11 protein-coding genes and 1 riboswitch are annotated in these 14,266 nt (G+C 66.9%); of the genes, 9 read left to right on the top strand and 2 right to left on the bottom strand.

The window, feature by feature from the left end; all coding sequences use genetic code 11:
* The first annotated feature begins 4 nt into the window (after positions 1-4).
* On the top strand, positions 5-892 hold the full coding sequence (locus ACT7B3_RS13165; RefSeq protein ID WP_445158237.1) for a DMT family transporter: 888 nt from the start codon (positions 5-7) through the stop codon (positions 890-892).
* Here ACT7B3_RS13165 and ACT7B3_RS13160 read toward each other — a convergent pair.
* Positions 883-1,551 carry an arylesterase gene (locus tag ACT7B3_RS13160; protein WP_444677045.1) on the bottom strand — a complete coding sequence of 223 codons (669 nt, stop codon included), beginning with the start codon at positions 1,549-1,551 and terminating at the stop codon, positions 883-885. The genes ACT7B3_RS13165 and ACT7B3_RS13160 overlap by 10 nt on opposite strands.
* Here ACT7B3_RS13160 and ACT7B3_RS13155 point away from each other — a divergent pair.
* From ACT7B3_RS13155 to glyA, 4 genes are all read left to right on the top strand, one after another.
* Positions 1,550-2,302: an ABC transporter ATP-binding protein gene (locus tag ACT7B3_RS13155; RefSeq protein ID WP_445158236.1), complete on the top strand. Its 753-nt coding sequence runs from the start codon at positions 1,550-1,552 to the stop codon at positions 2,300-2,302. The two genes, ACT7B3_RS13160 and ACT7B3_RS13155, sit on opposite strands and share 2 nt — an antisense overlap.
* Positions 2,299-4,923: an ABC transporter permease gene (locus tag ACT7B3_RS13150; protein ID WP_445158235.1), complete on the top strand. Its 2,625-nt coding sequence runs from the start codon at positions 2,299-2,301 to the stop codon at positions 4,921-4,923. Before ACT7B3_RS13155 ends, ACT7B3_RS13150 begins: the two co-directional genes overlap by 4 nt.
* A gap of 104 nt (positions 4,924-5,027) precedes the next feature.
* Positions 5,028-6,437, top strand: a complete 1,410-nt coding sequence (locus ACT7B3_RS13145; RefSeq protein ID WP_445158234.1) for a hypothetical protein — start codon at positions 5,028-5,030, stop codon at positions 6,435-6,437.
* A gap of 122 nt (positions 6,438-6,559) precedes the next feature.
* Positions 6,560-7,825, top strand: a complete 1,266-nt coding sequence (gene glyA, locus ACT7B3_RS13140; RefSeq protein ID WP_444677050.1) for a serine hydroxymethyltransferase — start codon at positions 6,560-6,562, stop codon at positions 7,823-7,825.
* Between the two features lie 90 nt (positions 7,826-7,915).
* Here the strand turns inward: glyA and ACT7B3_RS13135 are convergent, their stop codons facing one another.
* On the bottom strand, positions 7,916-9,181 hold the full coding sequence (locus tag ACT7B3_RS13135; RefSeq protein ID WP_445158233.1) for a calcium-binding protein: 1,266 nt from the start codon (positions 9,179-9,181) through the stop codon (positions 7,916-7,918).
* 106 nt (positions 9,182-9,287) lie between these two features.
* Positions 9,288-9,362, bottom strand: a riboswitch (cyclic di-GMP riboswitch).
* Positions 9,363-9,649: 287 nt separating this feature from the next.
* Here ACT7B3_RS13135 and ACT7B3_RS13130 point away from each other — a divergent pair.
* The 4 genes from ACT7B3_RS13130 to ACT7B3_RS13115 all read left to right on the top strand — a co-directional run bounded on the left by ACT7B3_RS13130 (position 9,650) and on the right by ACT7B3_RS13115 (position 14,263).
* On the top strand, positions 9,650-11,059 hold the full coding sequence (locus ACT7B3_RS13130; RefSeq protein WP_445158232.1) for an MBL fold metallo-hydrolase RNA specificity domain-containing protein: 1,410 nt from the start codon (positions 9,650-9,652) through the stop codon (positions 11,057-11,059).
* 183 nt (positions 11,060-11,242) lie between these two features.
* Positions 11,243-11,434 (top strand): YgaP family membrane protein, encoded by a 192-nt coding sequence (locus tag ACT7B3_RS13125; protein ID WP_444677055.1) that lies wholly within the window; start codon positions 11,243-11,245, stop codon positions 11,432-11,434.
* 183 nt (positions 11,435-11,617) lie between these two features.
* A complete protein-coding gene (locus ACT7B3_RS13120; RefSeq protein ID WP_444679293.1) occupies positions 11,618-12,487 on the top strand; it encodes an MBL fold metallo-hydrolase in 870 nt (289 codons plus the stop codon).
* A gap of 9 nt (positions 12,488-12,496) precedes the next feature.
* Positions 12,497-14,263: a SulP family inorganic anion transporter gene (locus tag ACT7B3_RS13115; protein WP_445158231.1), complete on the top strand. Its 1,767-nt coding sequence runs from the start codon at positions 12,497-12,499 to the stop codon at positions 14,261-14,263.
* Positions 14,264-14,266 lie beyond the last annotated feature (3 nt).

Here is a 14,266-nt window from a genome sequence, read left to right as displayed (position 1 = left end):
GATAGTGCGTCAGGACCGTCAGGCGATGCTCTTCGGCCTGGGGGCGGTGGCGCTGTGGTCGACCGTCGCCACCGCCTTCAAGGTGGCGCTGGGCTACATGTCGCCGCTGGAGCTGATGTGGCTGGCGGCGCTGGTGTCCTGGCTGCTGATGGGGGCGCTGGTGGTGCGCCAGGGCCAGCTGGGCGACGCCCTGCGCCATGGCTGGCGCACCGCCGCCTGGGCCGGGCTGATGAACCCGGTGGCCTACTACCTGGTGCTGTTCGGCGCCTACGACCGGCTGCCCGGCCAGGAGGCCATGGCGCTCAACTACACCTGGGCGCTGGCCATGGCCTTTCTCGCCGTGCCGCTGCTCGGCCAGCGGCTGACCCGCACCGACGTGGCGGCGGGGCTGGTGGCCTATGCCGGGGTGTGGGTGATCGCCACGCGCGGGCGGGTCTTCGACGTGGCCTTCGCCGACCCGCTGGGGGTGGCAATGGCGCTGGCCTCGACCCTGCTGTGGGCGCTCTACTGGCTGCTCAACGTGCGCGACGCCCGCCCGCCGCTGGTCGCCCAGTGGCAGAACTTTGCCGTGGCGCTGCCGGTGCTCACGCTGCTGATGCTGGTCGGCCCCGGCTTCACCTGGCATGGCTGGGCGGCCCTGGGCGCCGGGGTCTACGTCGGCCTGTTCGAGATGGGCGTGGCCTTTGTGCTGTGGCAACTCGCCATGCACCGGGTGTCGCGTACGGCCAAGGTCTCCAACCTGATCTTCCTTTCACCGCCGGTGTCGCTGCTGCTGCTCTACCTGGTGGTAGGCGAGCCAATCCTCGCCTCCACCCTGGCCGGCCTGGCGCTGATCCTCGCCGGGCTGGGCCTGCAGCAGTGGCAGCGGAGCCCGTCGGACGCTCAGCCCTGAGCGGCGCCGCCCCGCTGGGCCCGGTGCTCTTCCAGCAGCGGCTCGAGCGCCGGCCAGACATTGTCGAGGATCACCGCCTGTGCCTGCGCCGTGGGGTGGATGCCGTCGGCCTGCATCATGCCTGCTTCCAGCGCCACCCCTTCCAGCAGGAAGGGCACCAGGGGAACGTCGTAGCGTTCGGCCAGCTGGGTGTACACCCCGGTGAAGGCGCTGCGGTAGGCTTGCCCGTAGTTGGGCGGGATGTCGATACCGAGCAGCAGCACTTCGGCGCCGCTGGCCTGGCTGGCCTCGATCATGCTGGCCAGGTTGCGCTCCATCTGCTGCGGCGGCAGGCCGCGCAGGCCATCGTTGCCGCCCAGCTCGATCAGAACGATGTCGGGCTGGTGCTGTCGGAGAAGCGCGGGCAGGCGGCTGGCGCCGCCGCCGCTGGTCTCGCCGCTGATGCTGGCATTGATCACCTCTGCCTTTTCGTCGAGCCGCGCTTGCAGCAGACTGACCCAGCCCGCCTGCGCGTCGATCCCGTAGGCGGCGCTCAGGCTGTCGCCCATGACCAGCATGCGCGGCGCATTCGCGGCCAGCGCCGGAGACGCGGCCAACAGCCATAGCAGGGCGATTAGCCAAGCGCTTTGCAGCCAACGAACAGGGAAGCCTTTCACCATGTCCCACTCCTCTACACGAGATGACAACACGACGCGCACCGCGTCGGTCGCTGGAAAGATCACACCGATTCTACATGCCGCCGGCCTGGCCAAGCAGGTGGTCAGCGGTGAACGGCAGCTCACCATTCTGAGTGGCTTGAGCCTTTCCGTGTTCCCCGGCGAGAGCGTGGCGATTCTCGGTCAGAGCGGCGCGGGCAAGTCGACCCTGCTCGGGCTGTTGGCCGGCCTCGACGAACCGAGCCAGGGTGAGCTGGCGCTGTTCGGCGAATCGCTAGGTAGTCTCGACGAGGATGGCCGCGCCTGGCTGCGCGCCGGCCGGGTGGGCTTCGTGTTTCAGAACTTCCAGCTGCTGCCCACCCTCACGGCGCTGGAAAACGTGCTGCTGCCGCTCGAGCTCTCGCCGCTGCCGGACGCCACGCTGCGGGCCAAGGAGTGGCTGGCCAGGGTGGGCCTGGGCGAACGCTTCGACCACCTGCCCAAGCAGCTTTCCGGCGGCGAGCAACAGCGCGTGGCGCTGGCGCGGGCCTTTGTGACCGGCGCCGAGCTGGTGTTCGCCGACGAGCCCACCGGCAATCTCGACCGTACCACCGGGGCCAGGATCATCGAGCTGCTGTTCCAGCTCAACCATGAAGCCGGCACCACGCTGATCCTGGTGACTCATGACCATGCCCTGGCGCGCCGCTGCGACCGCTGCCTGCGCCTCGAGGAGGGGCGGCTGGTAGAGCTCGATCGCAGCGAGGTGGAAGCATGACCGCAGGCCACACCGCGGTTTCCGCCAATGGCGCCGCGCCGCACCAGCTGCTGCGGCTGTCGACCCGCGGCCTGCTGCGCGACCTGCGTGCCGGCGACGTGCGCGCCCTGTTCGTGGCCCTGGCCCTGGCCGTGGCGGCCTCCACCATGATCGGCTTCTTCCTCGACCGGCTCGACCGCGGCCTGACTCGCCAGGCGGGGCAGCTGCTCGGCGGCGACCTGGTGCTCGAGCAGGGCCGCCCCTTCGATGCCGAGCTGCGTCGCACCCTGGAGGAGGCCGGGCTGATCTTGAGCGACCAGGTCGGCATGGTGACCATGGTTAGCCACGGCAGCGCCTTCCAGCCGGCGAGCTTGAAGGCGGTGGACGACCGCTACCCGCTCTACGGCGGGGTGCATGTCGACCTGGGCCAAGGCGGCGACGTGGTGGCGCGCGGCCCGGCCCCGGGTGAGGCATGGCTGGCGCCGCGCCTGGGGCTGCTGCTGGAGGCCGAACTTGGCGACCGTATCCAGGTCGGCGAGACCGAGCTGGTCGTTGCTGGCTTCATCGAACGCGAGCCCGACCAGCAGGGCGGCTTCAGCAACTTCAACCCGCGGCTGATGATCCACGTCGACGACCTGGCGGCCAGCAATCTCGTGCAGCCGGGGGCCAGGGTCAGCCACACGCTGCTGGGTGCGGGCGACCTGGCGATACTCGACGCGCTGGCGCCGCGCCTGCGCGAGCTGTCCCGCGACGGCGTCGAGGTGCGCGACGTGCGGCTCGACCGGCCGCAGCTCGGCAATGCGCTGGAGCGTGCCGAGCGCTACCTGAGCCTGGCCGGACTGGCGGCGGTGCTGCTGGCCGGGGTGGCGGTGGCCATGGCCACCCGCCGCTACGTGGAGCGACACCTCGATACCGCCGCGCTGCTGCGCTGCTTCGGTGCCACCCAGCGCGACCTCACGCGGCTGTTCGCGCTGCAGCTGCTGTGGCTGGCGCTGGCCGCCTCGGCGCTGGGTGCGCTGCTGGGGCTGGTGGGGCAGGCGGCGCTGCTGGCGCTGCTGGCCACCTTCCTGCCGCTCGACCTGCCGTCGCCCGGCATGCTGCCGCTGTGGCTTGGCGTGCTGACCGCGCTGGCCGTGCTGGTGGGGTTTGCCGGGCCGACCCTGCTGCGCCTCAAGCGGGTGAGTGCGCTGAAGGTGCTGCGCCGCGAGCTCGACCCGCTGCCGGCGTCGGCCTGGCTGGTGGTACTGGTGGCCAGCCTGGTGTTCGGCGCCCTGCTGTGGCTCTATTCCGGCGACCCGGGGCTGGCCGCGGCGCTGCTGGTGGGGGGGCTGGTCATGCTGCTGGTGCTGTGGGGGCTCGGTGCGCTACTGCTCGGCCTGGTGCTGCGCCTGGCGGCCCGTCTGCCGCAGCGTGGCGGCCGGCAAGGCGAGCTGTACCAGGCGCTGCGCCTGGGGGGGCGCCAGCTGGCCCGCCGCCGCAGCGCCAGTCTCGGGCAGCTGCTGGCCTTCGCGGTGACCTTCTTTGCCATGGCGATGATCGCCCTGGTGCGCGGCGACCTGCTGGCCACCTGGCAGGACCAGCTCCCCGACGACACGCCGAACTACTTTGCCATCAACATCCAGCCCGCTGAGCGGACCGACTTCATGGCGGTGCTCGACGCCGCGGCGGATGACCGCACCGCGCTCTATCCGATGGTGCGCGGCCGCCTGACGGCGATCAACGACCAGCCCCCGCGCGAGGTGGTGCCGCCCGAGTCGCGGGGCGACAACTCGCTGCGCCGCGAGCTCAACCTGACCTGGCAGGCCGAGCTGCCGGAAGGCAACCGGGTGGTGGCGGGGCAATGGTTCGCAGCGCCTGACCAGGGGCCTGTCGATGCTCAAGCGCAGCCAGGTTGGGTGGGCGAGGTGGCGGCGGAGGCGGCTCTGGCGCCGATCTCGGTCGAGCAGGGGCTGGCCGAACGCCTCGGCCTGTCGCTGGGCGACCGGCTCACCTTCACCATCGGCAGCGAGGAGGTGGTCGGCGAGATCACCAGCCTGCGTGACCTGGACTGGGACAGCTTCCGGCCCAACTTCTTCGTCATCTTCCCACCCGAGGTGCTGGAACGCTTCGGCCACAGCTACATCACCGCCTTCCATCTCGACGGCGACCGCGGCGACACCCTGCGCCGACTGGTGCAGGAATTCCCTGGGGTCTCGCTGCTCAACGTGGATGCCATCCTGGCACAGGTTCGCGAGGTGATCACCCAGGTGACCCGCGCCGTGGAACTGGTGCTGCTGCTGGTATTACTGGCCGGGGTCAGCGTGCTGTATGCCGCCCTGACCGCCAGCCGCCCGGCCCGCGCCCACGAGAGCGGCCTGCTGCGGGTGTTCGGTGCCGGGAACCGCTTGATCTCGCGGGTGCAGGGGGCCGAATTCGCCATTCTCGGGCTGGCCAGCGGGCTGATGGGGGCGCTGCTGGCCGAATTGGCCAGCGCCGGCATCTATGCGCTCTGGCTCGATCTGCCGCCGCGCCTGCACCTGTGGCTGTGGGTGGTGCTGCCGTTAGGTGGAGCGCTGCTGATCGGCACTATCGGCCACCTGCTGTCGCGCAGCCTGCGCCGCCAGGCCCCGGCGGCAAGCCTGGGGCTGCTGGGTGAGACATAGGCCTTCGGCGTCGCCGCGCTCACGAGCGATCTGTTACAGTCGGTAAGGGAGTGCGGCTGCGCCTCCCGTATCGCTCAACCGACGTCGAACGGGAGGTGGCGTCAATGAAGGCACCCTATCAGAGGGCGAGGTTCGGCCTCGCTCTCGCTGCGGTCATGCTGGTGGCGCCCAACCTGGCGGCGGCCGATGCCAAGCGGCTGGAAGCCGACCTGCGCGCCATGTTCGGGGCCCACGGAACGCTGGCCATCGGCGACGTCTCCAGCGCGCTGCTGCGCTCGCGCCTCAGCGCCCACGACATTCGCTTCGAGACGCCGGAAGGCGAGCGGCTGCTCATCGACCGCTACGTGGTCAGCGGCGACTACGACCGACCCGACGAGGTCACGCTGGAAGGCCTGCGCCTCGAGGATGCGTTGACCGACTTCACGCTAATGAGCGCCGAGCGCATCGTGTTGGGCGAGCCCTCGCGCGCCGTCTTCGCCCTGGACGACGCGCTGGCCGCCGAAGCGGTGCGCATCGGCAGCCTCGCCATCGACGGCATCGCGCTCGATCTCGGCTCCGAGCTGGCCGACGATCTGTTCTATGCCACTCCGATGTACGGCGGCCAGGGGCGCCTCACCGTCGACAGCGTGCGCGGCAAATCCCTGTCCGGCACCGCTATCGAACTGTTCGAGGTGGCCGGGGTGGCGGGCACACTGAGCGAGGTCGACGAGCTCGGCAGCGCCTCCTTCACCCTCGAGTCGCTGCGCATCGAGGGATTGACCGGCCTGGACAGCGACGGTGACGAACAGCTGGCCAGGCTCGAGCTGCGTGGCCTCGATCTGCTGACCGATTCGCTGGCCGCCTCTCTGGCACGCCTGGACATGGACGGCGACTTCAGCGACGGCAAGGGGGGCGTGCAGGTCGAGTCGCTGTTTCTCGACCTGGCCCGAATGATCGCGCTGGCGCCGGAAGAGGAGCGCACCCAGCTGCGCATGATCAGCAACGTGCTCACCGACGGTAGCGGCGAGCTGCGGCTGGACGCCGCCTTCCTGGCCAACTGGCAGGCCCAGGGCGAGCATGGCGTGCTGGTCAGCGACAGCCAGCTCAGCGTGCGGGACGCCCTGCGGCTGGCCTTCGACGTTCGTCTGCCGCTGGTCCTGCCCGACGGGGTCGCGCCCGCCGACCTGTTTGCCGACCTGGAGTGGCTGGAAGCGGCCACGCTGCTGGGCGGCGACCTGCGCCTGAATCTCGCCGATGGCGGCCTGTTCACGCGCCTGGCGACCCTGGGTGCGGCATTCGAAGGCGTCACCGAAGCCCAGTACATCGAGCAGGCACGCACCCAGGCCCAGGGCTTCGGCATGATGTTCGGCCCCGAAGTGCGGGAGCTGCTGCTGGGGTTGGTGAGCCTGCTGGAGGGCAGCGCCGAGGAGCTGGAGCTGCGCCTGACGCTGCCGCCCGAGAGCCAGCTGGCCAGCTGGCTTGACGACCCGCTCGGCCTGCCCGCCCGGCTCCAGGTGAGCGTCGAGACCCGCTGAAGCGGCTAAACCTCGCTTGAGTATTTCTGCAACCCACCATGATGGCCTTTCATGTGAAAGGCGTCATGGGCTGGGGTATCATGGCGCATCTGACTCTCCCCGTGATACGAGGTTTTCCGCCGATGTTCAGCCGTGACATGACGATTGCCGGTTTCGATGATGCCCTGTTCGATGCGATGCAGAAGGAAGTCGCGCGCCAGGAGGCTCACATCGAGCTGATCGCCTCCGAAAACTACGCCAGCCCCCGCGTGCTCGAGGCCCAGGGCAGCCAGCTGACCAACAAGTACGCGGAAGGCTACCCCGGCAAGCGTTACTATGGCGGCTGCGAGTACGTCGACATCGTCGAGCAGCTGGCCATCGACTACGCCAACCAGCTGTTCGGCTCCAGCTACGCCAACGTGCAGCCACACTCCGGCTCACAGGCCAACAGCGCCGTGTTCCAGGCGCTGGTCAAGCCGGGCGATACCGTGCTGGGCATGAGCCTCGACGCCGGCGGTCACCTGACTCACGGCGCCAAGCCCAACTTCTCCGGCAAGCACTACAATGCCGTGCAGTACGGCATCGACGAGAGCGGGCGCATCGATTACGCGGAAGTCGCACGCCTGGCCCGCGAGCACCAGCCCAAAATGATCATCGCCGGCTTCTCGGCCTACTCCCAGATCATCGACTGGAGCAAGTTCCGCGAGATCGCTGACGAGGTGGGCGCCTATCTGCTGGTCGACATGGCCCACATCGCCGGCCTGGTGGCCGCCGGCATCTACCCGAGCCCGCTGCCCCACGCCCACGTGGTCACCACCACTACCCACAAGACCCTGCGTGGCCCGCGTGGCGGCCTGATCCTCTCCGCCGAGGGCGACGCCGAGATCGAGAAGAAGCTGCAGTCCGCCGTGTTCCCCGGTGGCCAGGGCGGCCCGCTGGAGCACGTCATCGCCGCCAAGGCGGTGTGCTTCAAGGAAGCCATGGAGCCTGGCTTCAAGCGCTACCAGCAGCAGGTGGTGAAGAACGCCCAGACCATGGCCGGCGTGTTCATCGAGCGCGGCTACGACGTGGTGTCCGGCGGCACCGAAGACCACCTGTTCCTGCTTTCGCTGATCAAGCAGGGCCTGACCGGCAAGGACGCGGACGCCGCCCTGGGTCGCGCCCACATTACCGTCAACAAGAACGCCGTGCCCGGCGACCCGCAGAGTCCTTTCGTCACCTCCGGCCTGCGCATCGGCACCCCGGCCGTGACCACGCGTGGCTTTGGCGAAGCCGAGTGCCGCGACCTGGCCGGCTGGATCTGCGACATTCTCGATACCATGGCCAAGGGCGAGGATACCGCTGGTATTGAAGGCGAGGTGAAGGGCAAGGTCGAGGCCGTCTGCGCGCGCTTCCCGGTCTATCGCTGATCATCCAGCTTCTGGAAAGACACGCCCCGCACCGTGAAGACGGTGCGGGGCGTTTTGTTGATGCGCGAAAGTGAAAGCCAAGCCGCTGGCTTAGTCGACGATAAGATTGCCGCTTTCGATCATGTGGTTCACCAGGCTGGCTGCATCCGCGGCACCGAAGGCTTGCTGCAGGTCGGCAAGCGAGGCGTTGTCGAAAACGATCTTCTGATCGACGCCGCTGCCCTGGGTTGCGATATGCAGTTCGGCCTTGCCGTCCACTTCGGTGAAGAGCAGCTCGGCATCGCCACCTAGCAGGTCCTTGAGGTCGATCTTGTCGCCTTCCACCTTGCTGAAGTCCATGACCGTATCGACGGCGGGAGCGTCAACGCTGCCCTGGTCGTTCAGCATCCATTTGAAAGTATCGGCGCCCGCGCCGCCCCAGAGGATGTCGTCGCCGGCGCCGCCGATGAGCGTATCGCTGCCGTTGCCGCCAAACAGCTGGTCGTTGCCTGCTCCGCCGATCAGGATGTCGTTCCCATGGCCGCCGATCAGGATATCGTCGCCGCTGCCGCCCTGGAGGGTGTCTTCTCCACGGAACCCGAAGATGACATCGTCGCCAAGTACCGGGCTTGCTTCCTGGCCGTCTCCCGAGGCTTCGGTGCCTGAAATCTCGTTATCGCGCGACGGTCCGCCTTGGCCCGCTGAACCCGCGGTGAAGGTGAAGGTTTCGTAGTAGGTATTGAACTCGCTGTCCGTCACTTCGATGGTGACTTCCAGCGTGCCATCGTTTTCGCTGATGGCGGCGCCGTCCTTCAGCTTCAACTGGTCGCCCTGGACGATCTCGAAGCGATCGTCCCCGCCGACGATCTGGAAGCTGTGGGTATCTCCCGCATCGGGATCGACAGCGGAGAGGCTACCGATGATGGCGCCTGTCGGTGTCTTGTCGTTCGGGTTCGAGCCCGACAAGGCTTGAGCAAAATCCAGGTCCAGGGTCAACCGAATATCGGTCGGCGCCTGATTCTCAGCCTCGCCGCCGGGCACGGAATAGCTTTCGAAGAACCAGCGCTCTTGGGTGGCCTTTCCCTTCGTCCATTCCATGGAGCTCTTGTCGCCGCTGAACAGCTCTGTCAGAGCGTAGCTGCCAAGCTCACCGAAAGTGAGATAGGGGGCACCGTCGGTGCTGTTTTGATTGAGCTCCACCTTGAACTCGCCTTGCTGGAAGGCCTCGAGCTGGCCGTCGTCGAGCTGGGTCTGCAGCCAGGCGATGACGCCTGGGTCGTCGAGTACGACACCGCTGAGCCACGCCGTGTATTCCTTGGAGAAGACGTTTTGGCTAGCCAGCGAGGTGTCGCCGAGAAACGCTGAAAAGGAAGTCATTTCGTTAGATCCTCATATGCCTGATGCGTACAGGTGAAACAGGCATGAGTCGACTCGATGCCCGTCCGCCGCCTTGTATTTTTCTTCATTTTTCAAGGCGCCCTTTTCAGGCAGCCCGGCTGTCTCGGTGAGACCCGTGGCTTTCCGTCCCTGCATCACTGCAGGTTTGGCGGTACTGTTGGCGCAGCATTGCGAAGGGCCTGGCTGCTGCTGCAGGTTGGCCCTGGCACAATCATTTGCCCGTTTGTAAAGTTTTGCAACATCGAAGTGGGGTGAGAGTTACGCTTTCGCTTGTAAGTCGTTGGTGAAAAGGGGTCGGCCTGGCAGTAGAGCGCTCATAGGCTGTGTGTGAGGTGTGTCACGCTAACCGTCCCAAGGGTTGACCGAGGCCATGTTTTTGCCGGTAGCAAGATGATGGCATTGGGGTATCCTCACTAGAACCCGCAGGGCTCTGATAAGGAAGGGATGATGTCGACGTTGACGTTTCAAGGTGCCGTGGGGGAGGTCACCGGCTCTCGTTACCTGATCGAGGTCGAGGGGGCGGAGCGAACCTACCGAATACTGCTGGAATGCGGCCTCCACCAGGGGGGCAAGGAGGCGGACGAAGCCAACGAGGCGTCTTTCGCCGGCCTGGCGAAACAGCTCGATGCGGTGGTCATCTCCCATGGCCATCTCGACCATGCCGGGCTGCTGCCCAAGCTGGTCCGCGAGGGCTACGACGGCCCCATCTACTGCACTCGAGGAACGCGCGACCTGCTCGACATCATGCTGGCGGATGCCGCCTTCATCCAGGCCAAGGACGTCGAATGGGAGAACAAGTGGCGCAAGCGCAACGACAAACCGCTGATCGAACCTCTTTACGAGATGGAGGACGTGGAGCGCACCCTGAGACGGTGCAAGTCGCAGGGCTATGGCCAGCCCGTTCAACTGCCCGGGGGCGTGACGCTGGTATTCCGCGATGCGGGCCATATCCTGGGTTCGGCGATTGTCGAACTGGCGATTCCTTCCGGGGGGCAGACGAAGCGCCTAGTGTTTTCCGGCGATCTGGGCAACCCCAGCTCGGTGCTGATGAAAGAGCCGGAAAAGCTCTACGAAGCCGACCTGGTACTGATGGAGAGCACCTACGGCGACCGAGACCATCGCCCCCTTGAGGAGACCCTCGCGGAGTTCGCCAAGGTGCTGGAGGAGGCCCATGAGGCGGGCGGCAACGTATTGATTCCCGCCTTCGCCGTGGGGCGTACCCAGGAGATTCTCTATCACCTCAGCGTGCTCTACCACGAGGGCCGGCTCCGCCAACAGATGGTCTTTCTCGACAGCCCCATGGCGATCAAGGTCACCGAGCTCTACCAGCGGGCGCGCAAGTGGCTGGACCCCGACGACCTCAAGGTGCTCAACATCGCTGCTAGCGGCGACATCAGCCGCTACCTGCCGATCCTGCGAATGACCCGCACGGTGGAGGAGTCGATGGCGATCAACCGCATCCATGGTGGAGCGATCATCATCGCTGGGGCCGGCATGTGCAGCGGCGGGCGTATCGTGCATCACTTCCGCTATAACCTGGAGAAGCCCAATACCCGCCTGGTGATTGTCGGGTTCCAGGCCGCCGGCACGCTGGGCCGCCAGCTGGTCGATGGGGCCGAGAAGGTGCGGGTGCTGGGCAAGGAGCTGCAGGTGAAGGCCAGGCTGCATACTATCGGCGGCTTCTCAGCCCATGCCGGGCAGAGCCAGCTGATCGGCTGGGCCGGTGCCTTCCGCAACCAGCCGCGCTTCTACCTGGTGCACGGTGAGCCAATGGCCCAGGCGGTGCTCAAGGCCGCCCTGGCCGAAAGCGGCATCGACGCCGAAGTGCCTGCCTTCGGTGACCAGGTGATACTCTAACGACCTTCCTATGGCTTGATGCAAATCAAGCTGCGACCCCTTGCCGCAGGTCGGCAAGGGGTTCGTGAAGTATTCTAAAATCAAGACGACCCTGATTCTGGCCGCTGGGACGATCGCCGAAATGATGCGCGATCCGAAGAGCCTTGTTCAGCTTCTGAACGCCAACCTTGTGAGGTGCATCGCATGAAGACCAACGTAGGCGGTATCGACAAGATCCTGCGGATCGTGGTTGGTGCCGTATTGATCGGCCTGGCCATCACGGGCGTCATCGGCGCCTGGGGCTGGATCGGTGTGCTGCCGCTGGCCACCGGCTTGTTCAACTTCTGCCCCGCGTACCAGCTGCTGGGTATCAATACCTGCAAGCTGAAGCGCTGAGGCACACGTGCCTTTACAACGAAGCCCGCTCCTGCAGCGGGCTTCGTCGTACTAGGCATGCTCATTTCGTCCATATCTGCATTCGTAATATTTCTATATAGAATAACGTTAGAACCAATCCCATGATAAGCTGTCTCCATGAGTGGCCCATTTTTTATGGAGGAGCGACCCATGACCCAACCGATGTCTGCAAGCCCCATCGTCACCGCCTTCTTCGACGAGCCCACCAACACCTTCAGCTATGTGGTGCAAGACCCGGATAGCAAGGCCTGCGCCATCCTCGACTCGGTGCTGGACTTCGACTACGCCGCCGGTCGCACCGACGTGCGTTCGGCCGATGAGATCATCGCCTTCATCCGGCACGAGGGGCTCACCGTCGAGTGGATTCTCGAAACCCACGTACATGCCGACCACCTTTCCGCCGCGCCCTACCTTCACGAGGCGCTGGGCGGCAAGACCGGCATCGGCGCCAGGATCGTCGAGGTGCAGGAGATCTTCGGCAAGGCCTTCAACGCCGGCAGCGAGTTCGCCCGCGACGGCAGCCAGTTCGACCGCCTGTTCGAAGAGGGCGATACCTTCGCCATCGGTAGCCTGGAAGGGCGCGTGCTGCATACCCCGGGGCATACCCCGGCGTGCCTGACCTATGTGATCGGCGATGCCGCCTTCGTCGGCGACACCCTGTTCATGCCCGACTACGGCACCGCCCGCTGCGATTTCCCTGGCGGCGATGCCCGCACGCTCTACCGATCCATCCAGAAGGTGCTGGCGCTGCCGGACGAGACGCGCCTTTTCCTGTGCCATGACTACAAGGCGCCTGGCCGGGAGGAGTATCGCCACGTCACCAGCGTGGCCGAGCAGCGTGCGCACAACGTGCATGTCCACGAAGGCATCAGCGAGGATGAGTTCGTCAAGATGCGCACCGAGCGCGATGAAACCCTCGACATGCCGAAGCTGATCCTGCCGTCGGTGCAGGTGAACATGCGCGCCGGGCACCTGCCGCCGCCCGAGGAGAACGGCCAGGTCTACCTCAAGGTGCCGATCAACCGGTTCTGAGGACGCGGCATGAACCCGAAGCGCTACTTCCCGATCCTGCAGTGGCTGCCCGGCTACGGCCGGCTCGCCCTGTCCCGCGACCTGCTGGCGGCGGTGATCGTCACGATCATGCTGATTCCGCAGTCGCTGGCCTACGCCATGCTGGCCGGGCTGCCGCCGGAAGTCGGCCTCTACGCCAGCATTGCCCCGCTGCTGGCCTACGCCGTGTTCGGCACCAGCCGAACCCTGGCGGTGGGGCCGGTAGCGGTGGTGTCGCTGATGACCGCAGCCGCGGTGGGCCAGGTCGCCCCCCAGGGTTCGCCCGAGTACCTGGGTGCCGCCCTGGTGCTGGCGCTGCTGTCGGGGCTGATCCTCACGCTGATGGGGCTGGCGCGGCTGGGCTTTCTGGCCAACTTCCTGAGCCATCCGGTGATCTCGGGGTTCATCACCGCCTCGGGGCTGATCATCGCGGCCAGCCAGCTCAAGCACGTGCTGGGCGTGGAGGCCTCCGGCCACAACCTGCTGGAACTGGCGACAAGCCTGGCCGGCAGCGTGCCTGGGTTCAACGGCCCGACTCTGGCGATCGGGCTTGGCGTGCTGGCGTTCTTGTATGCGGCACGCCGCTGGCTGAAGCCGGCCTTGCTGCGCCTGGGGGTGGCGCCACGCCCGGCGGACATGCTGACCAAGGCCGCGCCGATCCTCGCCGTGCTCGTGACCACCCTGGCGACCTGGGGGCTGGGGCTCGATGCCCTCGGGGTGGCCGTGGTGGGGACGGTGCCGGCGGGCCTGCCGCCGCTCACCCTCCCCGGTGGCGATATCGGGCTGTGGCGCGAGCTGTTCATGGCGGCACTGCTGATCAGCCTCGTCGGTTTCGTCGAGTCGGTCTCGGTGGGCCAGACCCTGGCCGCCAAGCGGCGCCAGCGTATCGACCCGGACCAGGAGCTGGTGGGGCTGGGCACCTCCAATATCGCCGCGTCCTTCACCGGGGGAATGCCGGTGACGGGGGGCTTCGCCCGGTCGGTGGTCAATTTCGACGCCGGTGCCGAAACGCCGGCGGCAGGGGCCTTCACCGCGGTGGGCATCGCCCTGGCAGCGCTGCTGCTGACGCCGCTGATCGCGTACTTGCCCATCGCCACCCTGGCCGCGACCATCATCGTGGCGGTGCTCTCGCTGGTGGACCTGCCGGCCATCAAGCGGACCTGGGCCTACTCGCGCTGCGATGCGGCCGCCATGCTGGCCACCCTCGGCGTCACCCTGGCGCACGGGGTGGAAAGCGGCATCCTGGCCGGGGTGGGGCTCTCGCTGGCGCTGCACCTCTACTACACCAGTCGTCCGCACAGCGCGATCGTGGGCCGCGTGCCGGGCACCGAGCACTTTCGCAACGTGCAGCGGCACCGTGTCGAGACCGACCCGCGCCTGGCGATCCTGCGGGTCGACGAAAGCCTCTATTTCGCCAATGCGCGCTACCTGGAGGACACCGTGATGGAGCTTGCCGCGCGCCAGCCGGGCCTCGAGCACATCGTGCTGGCCTGCCAGGCGGTGAACGTGATCGACGCCTCGGCGCTGGAGAGCCTGGAGGCGATCAATGCGCGCCTGAAGGACGCCAGCGTGCGCCTGCACCTGGCCGAGGTGAAGGGGCCGGTGATGGACCGCCTGCAGCACACCGCCTTCTGCCAAGCCCTGACCGGGCAGGTCTTCCTGAGCACCTACGACGCCTGGCGCGCGCTGCGCGACAACACGGCACTGGGGAGCCGCTGCGGCCAGGTCGCACGGGGCACGGCGGAAATCCCCACCTAATCC

This window comes from Halomonas sp. E14 (genome assembly GCF_052568415.1).
This window is presented reverse-complemented; position numbering and strand designations above follow the sequence as displayed.